This window comes from Paenibacillus sp. P2(2022) (assembly GCF_029522175.1).
Classification (GTDB): domain Bacteria; phylum Bacillota; class Bacilli; order Paenibacillales; family Paenibacillaceae; genus Paenibacillus; species Paenibacillus polymyxa.
On record NZ_JAKWFI010000003.1, the window covers coordinates 1 to 22354 of the forward strand.

Genomic DNA, 22354 nt, shown 5'->3' on the forward strand with positions numbered 1-22354 from the left:
GCTTCTAACTAACCCCGCTCGACTTGCATGTATTAGGCACGCCGCCAGCGTTCGTCCTGAGCCAGGATCAAACTCTCCATTAAAGACCAACCGAAGTTGGTTATAGAAAGAGCGATTAGCTCATTTTTAATGCTAGCGATTCTTCTTTATAAAAGAAGTAATCTTTATTTCATCATCCATTTGTTCAGTTTTCAAAGAACTTGTCTGACCTCGTTTGTTTAACAAGTCAGGAATTAGATCATATCATGTCAGTTGCTTTCTTGTCAAATCTTTTTTTTGATTATCTTTTCAGCAACTTTGCTTCAAGAAATGTTATTCTCAAAGCAACGTCTAGTAATATATCATGCCTGAAGTTATTTAGCAAGCACTTTTTTATACTCTTGTTCTTTACTATATAACAGATAATAAGGCAGCCACTCCGCTTTGGAACGGAATGACTGCCCTCATTGCAAAAACTATTATTCTTGTTCTAACAGTCTGATAAATTCATCCTCATCTTCTATGGTGTCAATTCCGAGCTGTTGTGCCTTAGCCAACTTGCTCCCAGCCTTTTCACCAGCTATGACTAGATCCGTTTTTTTCGATACAGATCCGGCAACTTTGGCTCCCAGCGCCTCCAGCCTCGATGCAGCTTCATCACGCGTAAGCTGATGCAAGGTACCTGTAAGCACAACCGTTTTGCCACTGAAAAAGCTGTCTGTCTTTTTCGCCTGTGGAGCTTCGGGGGCCTGAGCTTTTACCCCTAGAGACAGCATCTTTTCAATCCCTGCTTGAGTAAATGGATCGGCAAAGAATGCAACAATGCTTTCAGCTACAATCCCACCTACATCTGGGAGTTCTATCAGTTCATCCACCGTAGCGGACATCGTCTTGTGCAAGTCACGATAGTGTTCAGCCAACATGCGTGTCGTCGCTTTACCTGTATTCGGTATGCCCAAAGCATAAAGGAAAGAAGCCAAGTCTCTCTCCTTACTCTTTTCGAGTGCCGCCAAGAGGTTATTGGCCTTTTTCTCACCAAACCGCTCCAGCTTCACAAGATCATCATATTGCAGTGTATACAGATCCGCTGGTTCACGAACTCCCAATTCATCATGCAGTTGAATAGCTGTTTTATCACTGAACGTCTCAATGTCCATAGCATCACGTGAAGCAAAATGAGAAATGCGGGCCACAATTTGGGGTTTACAACCTAGCTTATTGTCACAAAATAAATGAGCGCCTCGCTGCTGCAGCGGAAACCCACAAGCTGGACAATGATCTGGAACCACAATTTCCCCTCCATCGTTCTCAGATGTTACTTTTCCCAAAATCTCAGGAATAACATCGTTTGAGCGACGAATAAACACACGTGCCCCCAAAGCAAACTTCAGTTTTTTACGCTCGATGTCACCAGCATTGTTCAGCGTACAATTTTGTACAGTGACTCCCGCCAGCTCTACCGGTTCTACCCTAGCCAGTGGAGTGATCTTCCCGGTTCTTCCTACATTCCACTCGACTGAGTTAAGGACCGTAGTCGTTTCCTCTGCTTCGAACTTATAGGCCACCGCCCAGCGTGGGAATTTATCAGTATATCCAAGAACCTCACGTGTGCGCATATCTGTAATTTTCAATACTGCCCCATCAATAAGATAGTCCAATCCTGCACGGGATTCCTCAATCTCAATCAGCTGCTCCATTACATCATCAAAATTATCAAAGTAAGTCAAGTATGGGTTTACCTTGAAATGATTTTCGCGCAGGAAGGTCATCATCTCCTGGTGGCTGTTAAACTGGATACCGTCTGCATATCCCACGTTGTAGAAAAATGCATTCAGTCGGCGTTCTGCTGTCACTTTGGGATTCAAGTTGCGCAAAGCACCAGCTGCAGCGTTGCGTGCATTTTTAAGAGGGTCCGCGGCAGTCTCATTATATTTGGACAGTACAGAAAGATTCATGATTCCTTCTCCCTGCACTTCAATTGTTCCATTTCGAAAAGGAATTGTAAGTGGCACGGATTTAATCGTCTTGACCTGTGCCAGTATCCCCTCACCTACCACACCATTACCACGTGTGGAAGCCTGCACCAGTTGTCCATCCGTGTATGTCAGGTTCAGCGTCAGTCCATCAAATTTTAGTTCTATCGCATAGCCGGGGGATGGCAAAGGTTGCTCCGGGTTCTTGGTATTGTAATCATTGATCAGCTTCACGACACGCGCATTCCATGCACGCAGCTGCTCCATATTCTGAGCTTTATCAAGGCTCCATAATGGAGCGAGATGGCGATGCGGTGTGAAGCCCTTGAGGATCTCCCCGCCCACACGCTGTGTTGGCGAATCCGGCAGTACAAGACCGCTTGTCTGTTCAAGCGCTACCAGTTCGTCATAAAGCACATCATATTCTTTGTCGCTGATCTGGGGATCATCCAATGTATAGTAGTGATAGTTATATGTGTTCAGTTCAGCAACAAGCTGCTCCATCCTGTGCATTAGGTTCATGCAGGCGTATCCCTCCGGGAACTTCATTAGGGCAAAGGCCTTAGCCAAGCTGCCCTATGAGGTTCGAGATTTAATAATATTTAGGATTATTCTACTTTTGTAATCGGTGCAAAGCCAGCTAACAGTCGTTTAACCCCTACTGGAGCCGGGAAAGCAATCTGAAGCTCCATATCATTGCCCGTTCCTTTTACAGCTACAATGGTTCCAATTCCCCACTTGCCATGCTGTACCTTGTCTCCGGCAGCAAAAATGGATGCCCCCCCTGTCGAAACAGACGGAGTTGGTTTTGCAGGTGAGGAAGTGGTCACTGTTACGCGGGGCGACGCGGAAGCAGACGAGCCACTACGGCTCATCGTATCAAACGAGCGCTCTCCACCAAAGTTGCTGCCACTGCTTTTGCCCAGTCCGCGACCACCATAAGATCCGCCTACATTGCCTGAACGACGGTAACGATCACGCTTGATGACCGTATCCTCTTTTAACTCATCCGGAATCTCTTCGAGAAAGCGGGAAGGCGGGTTAGCTGTGGTACGTCCAAACAGAGTGCGCATCTGAGCGCATGTGAGGAACAACTGCTCCTCAGCACGGGTAATCCCGACATACGCCAATCTACGCTCTTCCTCCAGCTCTTCATTATCCAAAAAGGCCCTGCTGTGAGGGAATACCCCTTCCTCCATACCAACGATAAATACGATAGGAAACTCCAGTCCTTTGGCGCTATGCATGGTCATTAATACAACCGCATCACTCTGCTCCTCTTCATCGTCATTCATGGAATCAATATCGGCAATGAGAGCAAGATCGGTCAGGAAGGAGACAAGCGACTTGTCTTCCGTCCCTTTTTCAAATTCCATAGTTACCGACAGAAACTCATCAATATTCTCCAAACGCGAGCGTGACTCGAGAGTATTCTCATTTTGTAGTTCCAATCGATATTGGGTGGTTTCCAGCATTTTTTCGGTCAACTCAGTAACTGACAGGTAATTCACCATCCGACTTAAACCTTCAATCATATCGTAAAACTCTACAAGCGCATTGCGCGTGCGTCCAGCAAAGCCCAAATCATCAACCACTTGAAGCACACGGAAAATCGAAACCCCACGTTCCGCCGCAGCTGCCTGTAATTTGCCAACCGTTGTGTCGCCGATGCTTCGTTTGGGTACATTAATGATTCGGATCAGGCTGATATCGTCGTCAGGATTGGACAGTAGGCGAAGATACGCCAGCAAATCCTTAATCTCTTTACGATCATAGAACTTGATTCCGCCCACGATTTGGTAAGGGATATCCGATTTGATCAAAATTTCCTCGACCACCCGAGACTGGGCATTCGTACGGTACAAAATGGCATGATGGCTATAGGTTTTGCCCGCCTTAATATTCTTATGAATTTCTGAGGCGATAAAATAGCCTTCGTCATGCTCGGAGTCAGCACGATAAACCTTAATCTTGGCGCCGCCTTCTTTGTCGGTCCATAGTTTTTTTGGCTTGCGGCCTGTGTTTTGGCCAATGACTTCGTTAGCTGCATTAAGAATATTTGAAGTTGAGCGATAATTCTGCTCCAGCAAAATCGTGCGTGCTTCCGGGTAATCCTCTTCAAAGTTCAAAATGTTGCTAATATCCGCACCCCGCCACCGATAGATGGATTGGTCGCTGTCACCTACAACACATAGCCGATGATGCTTGTCAGCCAGCATTTTGCACAGCATATACTGCGCACGGTTCGTATCCTGATATTCATCAACATGAATGTATTGAAATTTCTTCTGGTAGAAATCAAGTACCTCGGGCACTTCTTTAAAGAGCTGAATCGTTGCCATAATCAAATCATCAAAATCAAGAGAGTTGTTGTTTCTGAGCCGTTGTTGGTACTTGGTATATACCTTCGCCACAATTCCTTCAAAATAATCGCCAATCTTGCGCTCATACATTTCAGGAGTGACCAGTTCATTTTTAGCCGTACTCATCATAGACTGAACCGCTTTGGGTTCAAACTTTTTGGTATCTATATCCAGGTCCTTCATACAACTTCGGATGACAGACAATTGATCCGTAGAATCCAAGATGCTGAAATTGGAGGTAAATCCGATCCGCTCGATATCCCGGCGTAAAATACGCACACACATGGAGTGAAAGGTGGATACCCACACATCTTTCCCCTGCGGACCAATCAGCTTGGATACGCGATCCTGCATTTCACGCGCGGCCTTGTTCGTAAAGGTAATCGCCAAAATCCCCCATGGAGCCGTCTTGCGGGTCGCAATGAGGTAAGCTATTCGGTGCGTGAGCACCCGTGTCTTACCACTGCCTGCGCCAGCCATAATTAGCAGAGGACCATCTACCGCCTCGACGGCCTGACGCTGAGGCTGATTAAGGCGAGCTACCGCCTCGTGTATATCTATTGATTGCATGCGTGCATGCTCCTTTCCCTAAGCTTTCATATATTCACGCTCTATACTTCCAATTTCACAGCTACCGTCTCCAACGCTTTCGCCAAATCACGATAAATAATGTTTCCTACTACAATGGTGTCACAAACAGCTGCTGCTTGTAACGCGGTAGATTTATCCACGATCCCTCCTCCGTATAAGACACGAGATCGCTCCGTACCGCGATGTATTTGTTGTACCAGTTCCATATCTCCAAAGACACCGCTATATTCCACATATACAATCGGTAGATGCATAAGCTTGTCAGCAATCTGTGCATATGAAGCGGCAGCAGAAGCACTCAGCGAAGTTTCCGCACCAGTAAGCTTAGCGACGGTGGAATCACCGTTCAAAACAATATATCCTTCCGTCACAAGCAAATCCCAAGGGATCATATAACCAAATTGCTCAATCGCACGTTGGTGCTGCCCCATAATCCAATTACTGTCAGCGGTATTCAGCACCATGGGAATCATATATAGATCAAACCCCGGCACCACAGCTTCCAGATCGGATACCTCAAGCACACACGGCACCTCATAACGCCGAACCCGCGACAGCAAATCCACCGTATTTTCATAGGTTACGCCCGATGAACCTCCCACCATAATGGCGTCCGTACCAGACATACACACGGCATCAAGCGCCTCATCATTCAGTTCCTTGTCAGGATCAAGCTTAAATACATGCCTCCATGATTGAATTGAATCTGCCAACACACATTCCTCCAGCATCCATTGCTTTTGTCATCATCCAGACGAGCCGAATTCCAATATCCAAAAGCGTTCTATGCTAAGTCTATGACAGTGCTTAAAAGGTGTCAATGTTCGTATCAAATGGGAACACCGAGTTCAGACAGCTCATGGTCTCAGCGCATACAACCAACTGCGTCTACGAAGTTCTTTTTCCGTTAAAACGTCAGTATAAAAACCTCTTACACCCATCTGTTCGTACTCAGTGGCGTCCTGCAACTCGTTAATCGTATTTACGTAGCACACTGCCCCTGCCTGACGCAAACTTTCCACTAAGGCACCACTCACGCGATTTTCTGGTAAAGTTACTGCTGTTATATCATGCTGTTGGACAAATTGAATGATCTGGTCATTCGTGTCTTCTGTAGCATATAGCGTATAAATGATGGATGTATAAGGATAGATACTCCGCAACGTTTGCAACATTTCTTCATTATAAATTTGAGGGACAATACGAGACAGAAGTTCGGGATTTTTCTCCTGGGCCTGATGGGTCAGTTGTGCAAATAACTGTTTGATTTGGGCAGGGTCCTGCTCTTTCGTATCGGTCACAATATAGGCATCCGGGTAGTTTTCCAATAAATCCAATACATCCTTCCAATCAAGTGGAGTATAAGAACCGTGTATGGGGGTGTTTTTAAACTGATGATAGCTCCAAGGCTTTCCGCCCTGCTCTGTAGCAACTGCGTATTCCTGTTGCATTTGTTTGGTAAAGGATTCTGTCCATTCATGGCGCGCCACCAAATGTCCATCCGAAGTAAACATCAGGTCGACCTCGAATACACGGCTACCTTTTTTGTAATTTTCCACAAACGCTTCACGCGCATTGGTATAGGCCAAACCATCAACGGCTCCCATGGCATGCGAAATCACACGGTGTGTGGTAAAGCCAGTATGTTCTTCAGTAGATTGTCCTTTGTAAGCCAGTAAAAATGTACCGATTATCATTAAAAGAATAACTGCAGCAATCACTCGTTTCATAGGGTGTCACATCCTTTTCGTACAGGTCAATACCCTACATACACCTACTCAAAACAGCCCTATATCAGTTGAACTAAAAAATCAGCTATATAGACACAAAAACACCCTCCGGCTAAGCCGAAGGGTGACTCTGGATTAATATGCGTTTTTGAAACCATTGCGAATCGTGCGAAAAATAATTTTAATATCGAATAAGAGCGACCAGTTCTCAATATAGAAGATGTCATGCTTAATCCGTTCCTCAATAGATGTATCTCCGCGCAAACCGTTACTCTGTGCCCAGCCTGTAATTCCAGGACGAACATGATGCTTCACCATGTATTTTGGAATTTCCTCACGGAACTGATCCACATAATAGGGCCGTTCCGGACGTGGGCCAACGACGCTCATATCACCCAACAGTACGTTGAAAAACTGTGGCAGCTCGTCGAGGCTTGTTTTACGAATAAACGTACCAAAACGTGTGCGTCTTGGGTCATTAGCAGTCGTCCAGCCCGTATCTTCAGTTCCAGGCGGCAGTACCTTCATGGAGCGAAATTTGTACATTCGGAAGGTGCGACGGTTCAAGCCTACCCGCTCCTGCTTAAAAATAATGGGGCCTCTCGACGTGACCTTCACACCAATCGCCACGGCCAGCATAATCGGAGAGGTCAGAATAATCGCAAATAAAGAAAATAAAATATCGAACAGACGCTTAAACAATCGATTCCCTGCTACATCCAGTGGAATATCTCGTACATTAATCATCGGCATACCTGCAAAGTTGTCAAAGTAAGGTCGTGCCGGCAAATAATCAAAGAAATCGGGAATAATAAGCGTGCGCACTCCAGCCTTTTCACACATGTTGATAATCTTGGGATACTTATCATGAGCATCCAGCGGCAGCGCCAGAATGACCTCATCAATCATCAGGCGCGACAGCGTTGCCTCCAACTGATCTAATCCTCCAAGAATCGGGCGAAAATGGGCCTCTTCCTCTTCACTCCAATGCCGTTTATCATCCAGAAATCCCACTACTTCGTAGCCTAAATCAGGATACTGTCCAAGATTATGATAAAATCGTTGGCCCAAAGAACCCGCTCCAAGTATGAGCATGAATTGCTTATTGTATCCTTTTTGACGGAGGACTTTAAGAACTTGCTTCAAAAAATATCGATAAAACAAAATAATCAGTACATTACCAATCATATAGATCGCCAGGTAGGACCGCGAGATGTCGATTTGCTTTACGAAAAACATCACACTCAACAGCACAAACAGGCCAACAATGTGAATCTGGGTAACGCGAAATACATCATCTGCAAACCTCTTTTTGCGCTTTGGCGAATAGAGTGAGAATAACATCCCCAGCACAACGGCAATCAGACCGTATATTAAGCTCCACCCTCCATATACTTGAATAGGAAGTGGCTCTTTATAAGTGATCCATTCACTTTCAAATTTGAAAAACCAAGCGATCAGAAAGGATAACTGAATGACCGCGAAATCCGCCACAATATATAATTGGGTTAAAAAACGCTGATTTCTGCGTATCATGCTTTCACCTCAGTACGAGATTGTTCTCCGCCGTCCGGCTTAACCGGTGCAGACAACTTATTTTTAAGAAAAGCCATTCCAAACTTCACCGTAATTCCCGCATATACAGCCATGTTGGTGAACCAGCTGTACTGCTGCTTATAATGCTTACGATGAAATACCCACATAGCTCTATGAAACTCATAAATAATTTTCAAAGGGCGACGGCGAGCACTGCCTCCTTTGATATGAATAATATATGTGTGTGGGTAGTAGTAAATGCCCCAACCAGCTTGTTTAATCCGGTAACACCAGTCTATATCCTCACCATACATAAAAAAGGTTTCGTCCAATCCGCCAACCTGGTCAATCGTCTCCCGACGCACCAGCATAAAAGCCCCAACCAGTACATCCACAGGATACTCATCATCCGGGCTTAGATGCCCAAGCTGATATTGGTTGTACTTTGGGTTATCCGGGTAACGCTTCGACCAGCCGAAAGCATAGTAAAAAGACGCAGACGGCGTTGGAAACCCTCGCTTACAAGCCTTATCTAGCGAGCCATCCGGCAGGATGACCTTACAGCCCGATGCCCCCATCTCCGGATGCGTATCCATAAATCGAATCATTGTATCCAGCGTATCCGGCTGCACCAACGTATCGGAGTTCAACAGCAATACATAACGCCCGCTAGCTACTTCCATGCCCTGGTTATTCGCCTTGGCAAACCCTGTATTATCCTTATTGGCTATCAACATAATTTCCGGGTATGCAGCACGAATAGCCTCAACAGACCCGTCACTGGAGTGATTATCGATAACAATCACTTCATATCGATACTGCGTCTTTGACGCATACACCGACTGCAAACAATCCAGCGTCAATCGACATGTATTATAGTTGACGACCAGTATGCTTACATCCATATTTAAAACGCTCCTGACAAATTCAGTAATCTATTCTACTATCGCCTATTATAGCATACCGTGCAGACCACGGGGCGCAAAAAAGCACATAACTTGTAACCTTGCATAGTTAGTAGAAATTCGCAAAATTCGATTCCAACTGCTCCAAAGTGCAAATATAGACAAACGAAACCATTTGGAACTATATATTGTTCATTGGAAGTCGATTATTAGATTTTTGTAAAATCCTCGGTTGAGGTCTAAATTTCATCGTGGTAAGATATACATGGAAAAAGGGCTGGTGCCAGCCAGCCCCGCGCAACCAACGCTCCAAGAGCGGACGGTTTTGGAACAATCAGGCCGAAAATAGACCCTTCCTTGCGGGGGCGGTCTATTTTCGTTTGTTAAACTCTAACAGTGTGACGATTAACGCCCCGAACGTCAGCATTAAACTGAGCGCCTCAAACACTGTCACAGGCTTCACCCCCCTCCTCGGGAGAGTTAGCCGACCGCCCTTGTCAGCTCTATCGGTTGCACGTTTCAATTATACTATATATTTCCAAAAAGGAACACGCATTCGATGGGTTTTTTATCTAGCATTCATTTGCACCTTTGATTATTTGACGCTCCTATATGGAAAAAAGTTTCAATATTTTTCTTTCCATCTTCTATAATTTTCCCAATATAAAAACTAACTTATAAATCCAGTTGTCCAACCGGGACTGCCTATAAAACGGAGACTGCCCTATATATTTCATACGAGAAAACACACCCTTTTGGTAGCTGTCCAGGAATTGATCCACATCTCTGTACAATTGAGAAGGCATGTCTTGTCCATATAGTTGAACAAATTGCCGGGCTTGTTTACTTAAAATATAGCGATTTTTTCCTTTCACAAATCTACTTAGTCTCTTTCTCCACTTGCTAACCAAGCCATCCGTTGAACCTCCCAGCACATTGTTTTGATGTTGGCGATACCAAATGGACGGCTCGGGATCAAAAACAACCTCACCAAAAGAAGCGGTACATAAGTAAATCCACCAGTCATGCATAATAACATTGTTTAAGGTAGCCGGAATTTTCTTCCTCACGAGTTGGAGTGTTTGTTTATTGAACACCATGGTACAGCCTACACACACATTCTCGATGAGAGCATTATATAAGGATAAAGGTCTGGGAATATCAGCTGGCCATACCTTGAGGTGCTCCAAGTTTTGAGAGACCATTTGGGTAGCAGAACAATACATCAGCGGCTGGCTCTCATCCTTTTCCCTGAGCTGAGCTACAGCCCGAGCAAGCTTGTTCGGCATCCATACATCATCCTGATCGCAAAAGGCGTAATAGTCGAATGTCTCGGACGATCTTTGAATCAGATCAAAAAAACTCGCAATAACACCTACATTACTCTCTGGGCATAACCTAATCTGTTTGGGATAACGTTGCTCCAATGTAATCAACTTGGCTACCGTATCATCTGTTGAGCCATCATCACGGATTAGAATCTGTACTTCTACGTCTTTTTGATTGATGAGACTTTCTACCTGCTCATCTAAGTAAGCTGCTCCATTATATGTAGACAATAAAACTTGTACGTTAGGTCTGTTCAGAATAATGCCCTCCTTCTTTGAAAATATGGGCTACGGGGACATGTACATTCCACCTGCCTATACATTATAATGCTCATCACCCTTAATCAACATAGTCTTAAATATAACAAAATCTCCCAATCCTGAAATAATGGGAGATTTTTGATAGCTATGATAAAGTTTCAATTATTCAGATTTATCAAAATACTCCTGCAAAAAGTCACGCAATCCTTTGCGCCAATCCTGTAAATCGTGGAATCCGTTGGTCCGGATTGCAATATGCTCCATCACGGAATTACGTGGACGCGCTGCGGGTCTGGGAAACTGCTCTGTGCTGCATGGCTCTAATTTTGCAGTGATTTTCACAGCATATAGCTCTGCGGCATCCTGCAAAATAGCTTGTGTGAACTCGTACCAGGTGCAAGAACCGCTATTGGATGCATGATATACGCCATACTTCTCCGTTTGAATCAATTCCGCCAAAAAATGTGCCAAATCCACCGTATAGGTAGGTGAACCCTTCTGATCATTTACCACCTGAAGCTGCGGCTTCTCTTGTCCAAGCTTCAACATGGTTTTAACGAAATTGTTCCCGTACAGCCCATACACCCATGACGTACGAACAATAAAGTACCTAGAGCAAAGTGTCTCGGTTAGCACCTCTCCCGCCCGTTTGGACTTCCCATAGATACTCTGTGGATTCGTATTATCATATTCGTGATAGGGCTGCTCAGCGGTTCCATCAAATACATAATCTGTACTGATATACACCAGTTTAGCTCCTACTTTTTCCGCAGCCAATACCATATTACGTGTTCCAGCAGCATTTACTTGATAAGCTCTATCCATATCAGTCTCCGCCGCATCAACCGCTGTATACGCTGCACAGTGGATTACAGCTTCAGGCTGATATTGTCCCACTATTTTCATCGCCTGGTCCAAATCCGTAATATCCAGCTGTTCCCGATCATAGCCAACAACATCATGTCCTTGCTCTTGGAAGACCTTTACCACATCCTTGCCGAGTTGACCGGATGCTCCAGTAACCAATATTTTCATTTTACACATCCCCTAAGCGGGAACCATACTGCTTGGCATAATATTGCTGATATTCACCGGATTGAATGCGGGTCCACCATTCCTCGTTGTCCAAGTACCAGCGAATCGTTTCTTTAATGCCAGTCTCAAAAGAGTGCTTGGGCTTCCAGCCCAGCTCGTTCATGGTTTTGGTCGGATCAATACCGTAACGGCGGTCATGACCCGGACGATCCTGCACATACGAGATTAGAGATTCTGGCTTGCCCAGCTCCTCCAATACCGTTTTGACGATATGCACATTCGTCCGCTCGTTATTTCCCCCGATATTATACACTTCACCCAGCTTGCCCTGATGAATGACCAGGTCAATAGCGCTGCAGTGATCCTCTACATACAACCAATCGCGAATGTTCAAGCCATCCCCGTACACAGGTAACTGTTGATCGCTCAATGCACGTGAGATCATTAACGGAATCAGTTTTTCTGGGAATTGATATGGACCGTAATTATTAGAACAACGTGTGATATTCACTGGCAAACCGAAGGTTTCATGATATGCACGAACTAACAGATCACCGCCTGCCTTGGAAGCAGAATAGGGACTATTAGGCTGCAACGGAGTGTCCTCTGTGAACAATCCGGTTTCACCCAGTGAACCGTATACTTCATCTGTCGATACCTGCACAAATTTGGTCACATTATATTTCTTGGCGGCATCCAGTAACACCTGTGTACCCAATACGTTTGTTTTCACAAACACTTCCGGCTCCAAAATACTCCGATCCACATGCGACTCTGCTGCAAAATTCACCACCACATCAATTCCCTGCTGCATCAGCTGATCCATCACTTGTGCATCAGTAATATCTGCTTTCACAAAGGAATGTTTGGGATGATCTTCAATGGATTTCAAATTTTCTAAGTTGCCTGCATAGGTGAGTGCGTCCACATTCACGATTTCATAATCTGGATGCTGCTTTAACATATACAATAAAAAGTTACTGCCAATAAATCCGGCACCGCCGGTGACAAGAAGTTTCATAAATACCTCCTCAAACGTGCTTTAATACAATTAACATGTTATTTTAAAACAGAACGACAAAACAGCCGCCTATTATCACTCTAATCAAAGTTAATGTCTGCATCCCTAAATGTCGGATGCTTCTGATCCTTCTCTGAAAGAATAGCATGAGAAGTTGGCCAATCAATCCCCAGCGCAGGGTCATTCCACAGAATTCCCCGATCATTTTCGGGTGAATAATACTCGTCTACCTTGTACAGCACTTGAGTATTTGGAACAAGCGTACAGAACCCATGAGCAAATCCTTTAGGCACCAGTAACTGACGTCTATTATGCTCGCTTAAGATCACCCCGACCCATTGACCGAATGTTGGGGAACTTTTACGAATATCCACAATAACATCATAGATGGCTCCAGAAAGCACTCGGATAAGTTTGGTCTGGGCTTTAGGATGAAGCTGGTAATGCAGCCCTCGGATCACGCCAGCTTCTGCAGATAAGGACTGATTATCCTGAATAAAAGCATAGTTGATTCCATGCTGCTTCATGATTTGTTCATTGTAGCTTTCCATAAAAAAACCACGGTGATCACCATGGACCACGGGTTCAATAATTTTTGCACCTGCAAGTACTTCCTTTATTATCATTCACGAAACCTCCAACATCTTCTGTATATACTTTCATTTATGATTACTATAAAATTAATAAGCACACTATTTTGGGAGGGAATATGCTTTTGAATTTATCGAGAGTTAATAAAAATTTTGTTTGGTCCTATTTGATTTTGATGTGGCTACTTATCCCGATTCTCATATTGTTTAAAATTGATTCTTACTATATTTCCATATTATTCAGTCTAAATATTGCTCAGTCGTTTGTCATAGGTGCTACATACATTTTACACATCAGTGGTATCTTAACATATGCAAAGAAAGAAATAATGGTGCAATACCTAGCTTTTGGCGGCTATCTCGTTGGGATTATATTCATTTACGCTTTCCTCCAAAGGGAACATTTCATTTATTATTGGGACTTTTCGGCCTATTGGAATACTTCCATACAATTTAATAACCTCTTAAGTACAGATTTTATAGCAGCATCTAAACAAATCTATGCAAGTATTTTAAGAGACGATTATTCCGTGTTCCCAACAGTCTTTCTCGCCTTACCCTTAAAGTTCTTAGGTACAAGCTACATGAGCTATGTGTTAGCAATCTATACCTGCTTCTTGTATCCTTCTTGTTTGATACTATTCTTATTATGTATCAAGATTGCTGATCAAATCCAGCTAAACACAAAATTGAACGTTCTTATCATCTTTGTACTTACATTTACTTTCCCAATTATGATAGCTCCTATGTTGGGTGGATACCTGGATTCTATAGGACTTATTTTTATCGGCTTGTCCCTAGTTATCTTATTTAATAATGATTTTGAACGCTTAAATGTAAAAGCGATTTTACTTTTAGCTGCTTGCCTGGTATTACTAACATTCACAAGACGATGGTATGGATTCTGGATCGTATCTTTTTTTGGGTCGATCGGTATCGCCTTTATATTCAAATGGATTCTAGAAAAAGAGTTTCGCTTTAAGCAGCTCTTACAGGTTATCTTAAATTTTTTCATTATAGGAGCTTCAAGCGCATTGTTTCTTGTCATATTCTTCAATGAATTTATTCAAAGAGCTCTGACCAATAACTTTAAGAACGCCTACTCAGCTTATTATTTTGGTGACGTCTTAAGTAACTTGCAGAATTTATTTTATCATTACGGAGCCTTCATTTTCATCATAGCTCTTGTTGGTTGCATAGGCTTGTTATTCATTAGTAAAACAAGGTATATATCAATCTTTTTAGTTACGAACTTATTCATTACGTACTTTCTTTTTACAAGAATCCAAAGCTTAGCTTCTCAGCATTATTATCTGCTTACAGTGAATGTGTTAATTCTATTTATTAGTGGCGTTATTCTCATTCTAAACTATTTGTCCAAGATAAAATATGCAAAAAGTGTTGGCTTAGTTATTCTGGCTTATTTAGTGCTTTGTAATTTCTTAGTAACCTTTACGAATACAAATGCACGGCCTGTTACCTACTTCTCTTCTTTATTCAGTGACTTTAAACAAACACCTAGAGTAAGAACAGATATACCTGTTTTGAAGCAAATGACGGCTGATCTTAAGGAAATTTCATCAGAGCAGCATAAAGTATATGTCCTATCGAGCTCTGGAATTCTTAATGATGACATACTTAGACAGATCGAAATGCCTGACAATAGCAATGCTCTTCCGTTTATGAATCTGACTCACCATGTGGATTTAAGAGATGGCTTTCCAGTGTCGTTTTTTGAGTCTGATTATGTTGTGATCGCATTACCTACACAATACCATTTAGGTGAAAGTGGTCAAAAGGTTGTAGGTATACTCGCAGAAGAGGTCATGAACGGATCTCTTAAAAATAATTTTAAACCTTTAAAAAGCTATACTCTTGATAATAACGTAGAAGCCATCGTCTTGAAAAAGACGTCATCCATCACAAAAGAAAAAGTTGAGCTTATACGTTCACAATTCAGAAAAATATACCCTGATAATCCCGATCTTTTCTAATTCAATCCAGATGTCCGACGCATAAAAAAAGCCCTCGAATAAAAATCGGGGGCTTTTTTTTGTTAATCATTAAACATTTTTATTGGGAATTGTAGTTATTTTAGAATTGCCAAAACTAAATTTTTTGCCAATCAGGAATGGTAAGAATCTATTAAATATTTCAATGAAAAGGACACAACTTAAGAAGACAAGCAAGGTAGAGATAACAACAAATGAAATTCCATCTAAATACATATTTGTTTTAACAGAAAACATCTCGTAAAAATTCACATTCTCCCAGAAGCTAAGTATTAATCCATGCAGACCAAATATAATTAGAGAATTTTTACCAAAATAGGACAACAAGTTAGATGACTCAATTTTTTTAGATAAGTAAATATAGAATACTAGACTGCTCAGTACTGATAGGTAAAATAATATATAATTATGCCCATAGTAATTTCCTGACATGCCTGGCTTGTCATTTATTAAAAATAACACAAGACCCAGGAAGCCACCAGCATAAGCAATGTATGGTTTATTTAATTTGATTTTTTCAATAAAAAATTGTTCATTCATTTTAAATAAATAACCACAAATAATTAAGGAAGCTGCATTAATTGAAGTTCCCAATGACCAGGGAAGTGCATGTGTATCAAGCTTACTTAAAAATGCCCCTAGAATGGTGAGCAATATCCAAAATACATACATATAACTTTTCTTTGAGGAAATCTTCAAAACTAAGTACGAAATAATTTGGGCCAAGAAAAGACAAGGTAGGAACCATAGAGACATATTAAGAATACCCAAGTGATTCCCATCTGCATATAAAAAAGTTTCAATAACAACCATTGGATCAAGTGTTCCGACAATCCCCATCCAATGCATCCAACCAAAATACAATAAGGAACATATATAAAGAGTCGTATATGGTAAAAGGATTGTTTTGATTTTAGACCACAAAAAACTACTAAATTTATACTTCTGAAAATTAGAGGTAAACCCAGAAGCAAAAAAGAAAAGAGGCATATGGAAGGAATAAAAATACCCTATTATAAAGCTTTTATCCATCAACTCATTCCCTTTAAAACCATGAGGCACCAAATGTGAGAAGACTAAAAAAATAATTGCCAGTCCCTTTAAAACATCTACCCACTTTATTCTAGCTGGAGCATGCACAATTTGCATTTATAAAGTCTCACTTTCTTTATGTCATTGTTATCTGCGGATTCTTTAGTCCTGCGATCATCCTAGGAAAATAGTTCATAATCCATTTCACTCACTAATTTGTTAGCAAGCATCAATGAAGCATGTGTTCCCGCATCAGTCCACCAATTTTCTAAAATATCAAATGTAAGTTGGTTTCGTTGAATATAAGCGTTATTCACATCTGTGATTTCATATTCTCCTCTTGCTGAAGGGGTCAAAGTCTTGATAATATCAAACACTGAATGGTTAAACATATAAATGCCCGTAACTGCATAATCACTCTTAGGGTTCTTAGGCTTTTCTTCAATATTTACAATGTTATCGCCTTGTAATTCTGGTACTCCATAGCGATTAGCATCAGGAACTTTATGAAGTAGCAATTTCGCTCCCGATTCTTGAAGCTTGAATTTTTCAACGAATGAGGTTATATCATCTTTAAATACATTGTCCCCCAAAATTACAACCATCTTGTCATTACCAACAAAGTGCTCAGCTAAAAGCAAAGCCTGTGCAATTCCACCGGCTTCATCTTGTACTTTGTAAGTCAGTGTAACTCCAAGGTCGACTCCACTTCCTAAGAGATTAACTACATCTCCCATATGTTCCTTTCCAGTAACGATCAAAATATCGTTTATATTCGCCTTTTTTAGCTTGTCAATAGAGTAATAAATCATTGGATATTTACCAATCGGCAGCAAATGTTTGTTTGTAACTTTAGTAAGCGGGTATAATCTAGAGCCAGTCCCTCCAGCTAATATAATCCCTTTCATATCTAACTTCCTCCTATTAAAGCTCTTTTATAGTAGCTCCATAATGGTTTTTGCACGAGCTTCCCAATTGTTGTGGACTATGAAGTTTTCCAGTTGCTCCTGATTATTAAAAGGCCGTTGCAGGGTGTCTACACTCGCCAGATACTCCCTTATTTCTTCTAAACTACGATATAGATAGACCCCTTTCTGATCTAATAATTTAGTTTCTTCACTCTGCACAGCTAGAGTCACTTTATTCAGACTAAGATACTCATAAACTTTGACTGGATTAATCGTATCAATTCTATCTGAATTCCTTGAAAAGGGATATAAACAAACATCAAAAACATCAATAATCGCACCAATTTCTGATTTGGGAACTGGGTTATAGTATCTAATCCCACTATGCTGCTCAAAATTATAGTTCAGGTTATTTCTCCCAACCAAACATACAACAAACTTCTCATCAAATTCTGTAATTGCCTTAACCGCTTCCACGTCAAACCAGTGGTCAAGCGCTCCTACATAGCCAAAAATATGGTAGCCCTCATGCTTTAATCGTCTCAAGTCACTGGCAACCAAGCTATTTACATTTATGTTTAGTATAGCTGTATCCACAGCATTTTTCACTAAATAAGATTGTTTATTCAATGATAGAGAATGCTTATGCAAATCATTGCTCGTAGATATAACAAGATCCGCCTTGGCAAGTAATTCAAGTTCCCACTTTTTGAGTAACTTCTTCATCAATGCATTGTTAGTTAGAAATACATAGTCGTCCATACGATCAAATATAATCTTCTTCTTATTTTGTTTAATAAGAGGATAAAAAACCGGGCTCCCCAACCAAATGATATCTGAACTGGAAACAAAATCCTTTAATTGTTTCTTTTCAAACCATTGATTCATATGAAATATGTCTAAGCCTTCAAAGCTTCTAGGTAATCTCAGACTGCCTGACGGCCTGAATATTTGAAGACTATCATTAATGGTTTGTTTTCTTTGTTTATAATCTGAGTTCTGCCTTGCAATACTATTAAGTATGCTAATGGATGGTTCTACAAAGGTAATGTGAACCCCCGGGAGCTTAGCAAATTCTTCAGCCAAATGTTGCGGACGTTGTTTTAAATCATCCCAATAGATTGGAGAGAAATATAAAATTTTCAATTTAACAGCTCCATACTAATAAAGGCGCCCCTTATTTTTATAAAAGAGGCGCCTTTAAAGTTTTATTAATTATCTATACGCTCCTGCCAGCTGTCTTCGCGTATTTATATCATTTTCCTTCATTTGTATCAGCTCTTCATATGCTTCGATTGTGTACTGTTTATACAAGATATCAATTTCAACATCCTGATTTTTAGCCGGCATCTTCTGCAAATGGTCTAATTCAGCTTTAACAATTTCAAGGTGATTCTTATCTGCTTCAATATCCGATTCCATTGGCGCATACAGATCCTTTTGCAATTGGTAATTGGTTAAAATGCTATTTCGCATTGTCTTTCTAACATGCTCAACCGTATATCGGGAGGTGTCCACATCATGAATGACTTTCATCTTCGGATTAAGACCAACCTTATACCCGATTTCTCTCATAGCAAAAGATACAACAATTTCTTCTCCTCCAGCGTAATTGTTTCCTTTACGCCCATAAGCGCTTCTAAAGCCCCCAATTCGCATTAGTGCAGCATGTCTAACCGCAAAGTTGGCTCCATAAGGAAACTCCCACTGAAAATTAGAATCAATAATTTCTTCGCCTTCCACAATAAGCTGACTCCAGTAGGCTTCAGTACCTGGTTTAACCACCTCAGGCCGTTCCTCGTGTAAATTGAGTATAATATTCCCACCCATAACTCCGATATCCGGACGATCTGAGAAGCCTCTGACGGTCTCTTCAAGCAAGTTGGAGTTCGCGATAGCATCATCATCAATATAGAGTATGACTTCACCCTCTGCTCCAAATAAACCAACATTACGTGCAAAGGAAAGGCCTTTTAACGGTGCCTCCATATATCGCATGAAGGAATCATCAATATTATAGGTTGCTCTGAACTCACGAACCAGATGATGAATCTCATCATTCTGATAATCATTATTGACAACAATGATTTCATAGCTCGCTTTATCCAACGACTGTTCTATCACTGATTTAATTGCATTGGAAAGTTTCTCACTCCGCTGGTAAGTGCAAATAATAACAGATAGATCCTTTTTATAGACGGGTTCACTTTCAATTACCGCCTCAATGCGATATAAGTGATCGTTTTTAACCTTGGTATTTATAAGAGAGAACAGAACTTCGGTCTCCTGTGCAAAAAAGTCATAGTTGCTATCCGTCTCACCATTCATTTTATCCTTTATTTTCAGATCCCAAGGATAGTCAGCTATAAATGTATCTGTGGTATGCTCTGATTTATCTATAAGCAGTGCATACATAGACGATGAAGCATTAGAATCCATAAATTCAAAATTATGGACTTCGCCTGTTTTAATATATAAATAGCAAATAGGCGTTGCCAAATTAAGGCCAATAATCGTATTTAGTTCATCTCTTCCAACCACGGTATGGCCCTTAGCCAGAACATATTTCTTAAAATCACTAACTTCAGCTGCGTCTCCCTCAATGATCCAAACTAATGGGGTCAGATAAAAATCCCTTCTAAAATCATCAAGTACCATGAGTTTATATCTGTTAGATGTGATGCCGAGTTCTTGATCTGAAGCGGTCAATGATTTATCATGCCAGCGATAATCATATATAGGCTCATCGAACGTCACATGTTTGAGCTCAAATAAGGAGTTCACTCTCATCCAATAATCATAATCTTCAAGGGTATGCTTATAACTAGAGTAGTCACCTAATAAGTGAGTCACCTTGGCCCTATACATAAAGGCCGCACCAATCGTATTGTTAGGATATACATTTAGCTCCAATGCGGACTTAGGTAGCATAACATTGCCACTGAACTGTGGTTCTTCATACCAGCCATGGTTGGAAATTACTTGGCCGTCCGAGTCAATTAACCTCATGTTCGCATATACCATACCAATATTTTCATCACGTTTAAGATCAGCGACCATCTTCTCCAAGAAATGTTCAGGAAGAATGTTATCTGCACTGGTCCAAGTATGGTACTCACCCTTAGCTAGTTTAAAACCTCTGGATAATGTTCTTGGTATTTTACGATTTTCCTGATGGACTACCCTAATACGATGATCTGCTTTGGCATACGCATCAATAATTTCTGCCGTTTTATCTTTTGAACCATCGTTAATAATAATGAGTTCAAAATACTTATAAGATTGCTGCAGAATACTATCAATAGCTTTCGATACATAATCCTCACCGTTATATACAGGAAGAACGATCGATATAAGATCTTTCTCAAATGCAGTCTCGAACTTATCAAGTTCCAGGGAAAATGAATTGTCTTTGGCTACTTTATAATTATAAAATTTATACTCGTACCAAGTTAATAACTGATTGTAGTTTCCTTCATCTTTGCGCAGATCAACAGGATGATCCCCTGCGTTAGTCCGTTTAAGCTTATGCGACACTTTAGATTTAATCTTTTTTAGTAAGATCGTGGTGCCATAGTTTTTCCATACTCTATATCCCTTAAGAACATATATCATTTTGGACTTGTGTAAAATATGTTTAAGTTTATTCGCCATTTTCCACCTTTTAGAGTTATAAATATTATGAAGCTCCGTGGACAGTCTTCCATTATATTCTTGCAACTCACTGAACTGGGTGTTCAGTTCATTATATTGACCAAATAGCTGTCTATATTGATGGTTTAAAATATCCAAGTTGTTTTTTTCATCATTATAATCCTGTGTGAGTTGAGCGTACTGTTGTTCTAATTCATCTTTCTTTTCAGACAGAGATCTAATATCTGCTGACATGCTGTTTATTACATTTTCCTGATGATCACGCGTTTGAATCAATGTGTTAATCTGATCCGTATGCTCAGCTATGCGTTGTTTTTGCTGTTCTATTTCTTGGCTTTGATTTTGATTATGAGTTTGTAATTCATTAAATTCATTTTTTAGACGTGTATGCCCTGCTCTATAAGCCTGGTCTACGTCATCTTGTAAAAATCTATTAATTACATCCATACACTTATCTATCGTCTCTCTTCCTTTGACCGGAAACATCTCTAAAGTAAATTTCCTTCTTTGTTGTATTAGTTGTTCATCTAAGATTGCATTAAGTAAAGTTTGCTTAATATTGTCGTTATCGCTCACAAAAGGAACAATGTTTTGCTGAACTATTTGTTCTTCCAAAGGTAGAATCCCCTCGAACGATTCTGTTTGGGGATGCTGGAATATTACAATTGGAGTATCCGTAAACAGCGCATCAAATATAGCCCCAGAGCCGTCAGACAATATTACATCCGCTTCTTCTATTAAATGAACAAGAGAAGCCTTGTGATCAAGCACTTCAGGAACATGAGACTTAACTAGACTAACCCGATCATGCTCCAAAAAAGAAGTGCCATGGTGCAATTTTACCTTCATATTAAAGGTATCTGAAATTTCTTCAATATGGTTCATTACAAGCTCAATAGACGATTCATTCCCATACGTAGGCAAATAAAGCAAATTATATTTATCCGTTTCGCGCTTCATTCTTTGAAATTTAGCATATTTAATCATGCCTACGATTTCAGTCTGAGTGTAGGCTGCCAGAACCGAGGAATCATATAGCCCATTACAAAAAATGAAATCGAAATTCCGACTCCATGTATCTAAATTCCAGTTTGGTTTAGCCATTCCATACTGATATCTGAACTTATAATCGGACTTAACTTCCAAATAATAGGGGAGGTAAGGATAGAAGGCTATTTTATATGCTTTGTCGGGTACAGCGCTTGTTAGAGTCACGTTTATACCGTTATTCTTCAAATAATGATAGGTATCTAAGGACATGTCTCCCCAATCATCTTCTTCAATGTGAGGGACATAAATATCACAAACGATCTGCTTTTTTTCACATTCCTCAATTAAAGGCTTAATCGTTTCATATAAAACAAGATTGTGAATGACAAAAGCTATAGATCTGTTCATATTCACTGTAAAACCTCTTCCTTTCAGGCAAAAATCCA

The 22354-nt window shown here is 41.0% G+C and carries 16 protein-coding genes and 1 rRNA gene; 1 reads left to right on the forward strand and 16 read right to left on the reverse strand.

Annotation, left to right across the window (positions count from 1 at the left end; genetic code table 11):
- From MMB75_RS11900 to rfbC, 12 genes are all read right to left on the reverse strand, one after another.
- Positions 1–83: ribosomal RNA gene (locus tag MMB75_RS11900) — 16S ribosomal RNA — on the reverse strand; the annotation flags it as partial.
- A 375-nt stretch (positions 84–458) separates the two neighbouring features.
- Positions 459–2474, reverse strand: coding sequence for an NAD-dependent DNA ligase LigA (ligA, locus tag MMB75_RS11905; protein WP_045244615.1), 2016 nt, complete (start codon positions 2472–2474; stop codon positions 459–461).
- Between the two features lie 86 nt (positions 2475–2560).
- On the reverse strand, positions 2561–4885 hold the full coding sequence (gene pcrA, locus MMB75_RS11910) for a DNA helicase PcrA (RefSeq protein WP_045244616.1): 2325 nt from the start codon (positions 4883–4885) through the stop codon (positions 2561–2563).
- Between the two features lie 41 nt (positions 4886–4926).
- A complete protein-coding gene (pcrB, locus tag MMB75_RS11915) occupies positions 4927–5619 on the reverse strand; it encodes a heptaprenylglyceryl phosphate synthase (RefSeq protein ID WP_029514478.1) in 693 nt (230 codons plus the stop codon).
- A 144-nt stretch (positions 5620–5763) separates the two neighbouring features.
- Complete coding sequence (locus tag MMB75_RS11920) at positions 5764–6636, reverse strand: phosphatidylinositol-specific phospholipase C/glycerophosphodiester phosphodiesterase family protein (RefSeq protein ID WP_016822992.1); 873 nt, start codon at positions 6634–6636, stop codon at positions 5764–5766.
- A gap of 135 nt (positions 6637–6771) precedes the next feature.
- Positions 6772–8172 (reverse strand): undecaprenyl-phosphate glucose phosphotransferase, encoded by a 1401-nt coding sequence (locus tag MMB75_RS11925; protein WP_016822991.1) that lies wholly within the window; start codon positions 8170–8172, stop codon positions 6772–6774.
- Entirely contained in the window at positions 8169–9077 is a 909-nt protein-coding gene (locus MMB75_RS11930) for a glycosyltransferase family 2 protein (protein WP_016822990.1), read from the reverse strand. Before MMB75_RS11930 ends, MMB75_RS11925 begins: the two co-directional genes overlap by 4 nt.
- Before the next feature lie 370 nt (positions 9078–9447).
- Entirely contained in the window at positions 9448–9540 is a 93-nt protein-coding gene (locus MMB75_RS26235; RefSeq protein ID WP_219727884.1) for a putative holin-like toxin, read from the reverse strand.
- A 184-nt stretch (positions 9541–9724) separates the two neighbouring features.
- Positions 9725–10636, reverse strand: a complete 912-nt coding sequence (locus MMB75_RS11935; protein WP_016822989.1) for a glycosyltransferase family 2 protein — start codon at positions 10634–10636, stop codon at positions 9725–9727.
- 192 nt (positions 10637–10828) lie between these two features.
- Entirely contained in the window at positions 10829–11701 is an 873-nt protein-coding gene (gene rfbD / locus MMB75_RS11940) for a dTDP-4-dehydrorhamnose reductase (RefSeq protein ID WP_016822988.1), read from the reverse strand.
- 1 nt (position 11702) lies between these two features.
- On the reverse strand, positions 11703–12722 hold the full coding sequence (gene rfbB, locus MMB75_RS11945; RefSeq protein ID WP_016822987.1) for a dTDP-glucose 4,6-dehydratase: 1020 nt from the start codon (positions 12720–12722) through the stop codon (positions 11703–11705).
- Between the two features lie 80 nt (positions 12723–12802).
- A complete protein-coding gene (rfbC, locus tag MMB75_RS11950) occupies positions 12803–13348 on the reverse strand; it encodes a dTDP-4-dehydrorhamnose 3,5-epimerase (RefSeq protein WP_016822986.1) in 546 nt (181 codons plus the stop codon).
- Between the two features lie 83 nt (positions 13349–13431).
- Here rfbC and MMB75_RS11955 point away from each other — a divergent pair, with 83 nt between their 5' ends.
- Positions 13432–15306 (forward strand): hypothetical protein, encoded by a 1875-nt coding sequence (locus MMB75_RS11955; RefSeq protein WP_016822985.1) that lies wholly within the window; start codon positions 13432–13434, stop codon positions 15304–15306.
- Between the two features lie 69 nt (positions 15307–15375).
- Here the strand turns inward: MMB75_RS11955 and MMB75_RS11960 are convergent, their stop codons facing one another.
- The 4 genes from MMB75_RS11960 to MMB75_RS11975 all read right to left on the reverse strand — a co-directional run bounded on the left by MMB75_RS11960 (position 15376) and on the right by MMB75_RS11975 (position 22316).
- A complete protein-coding gene (locus MMB75_RS11960; RefSeq protein WP_019688735.1) occupies positions 15376–16473 on the reverse strand; it encodes an acyltransferase family protein in 1098 nt (365 codons plus the stop codon).
- 62 nt (positions 16474–16535) lie between these two features.
- On the reverse strand, positions 16536–17264 hold the full coding sequence (locus MMB75_RS11965) for a sugar phosphate nucleotidyltransferase (RefSeq protein ID WP_019688736.1): 729 nt from the start codon (positions 17262–17264) through the stop codon (positions 16536–16538).
- 27 nt (positions 17265–17291) lie between these two features.
- Complete coding sequence (locus tag MMB75_RS11970; protein ID WP_019688737.1) at positions 17292–18410, reverse strand: glycosyltransferase family protein; 1119 nt, start codon at positions 18408–18410, stop codon at positions 17292–17294.
- Between the two features lie 69 nt (positions 18411–18479).
- A complete protein-coding gene (locus MMB75_RS11975) occupies positions 18480–22316 on the reverse strand; it encodes a glycosyltransferase (RefSeq protein ID WP_206703937.1) in 3837 nt (1278 codons plus the stop codon).
- Positions 22317–22354 lie beyond the last annotated feature (38 nt).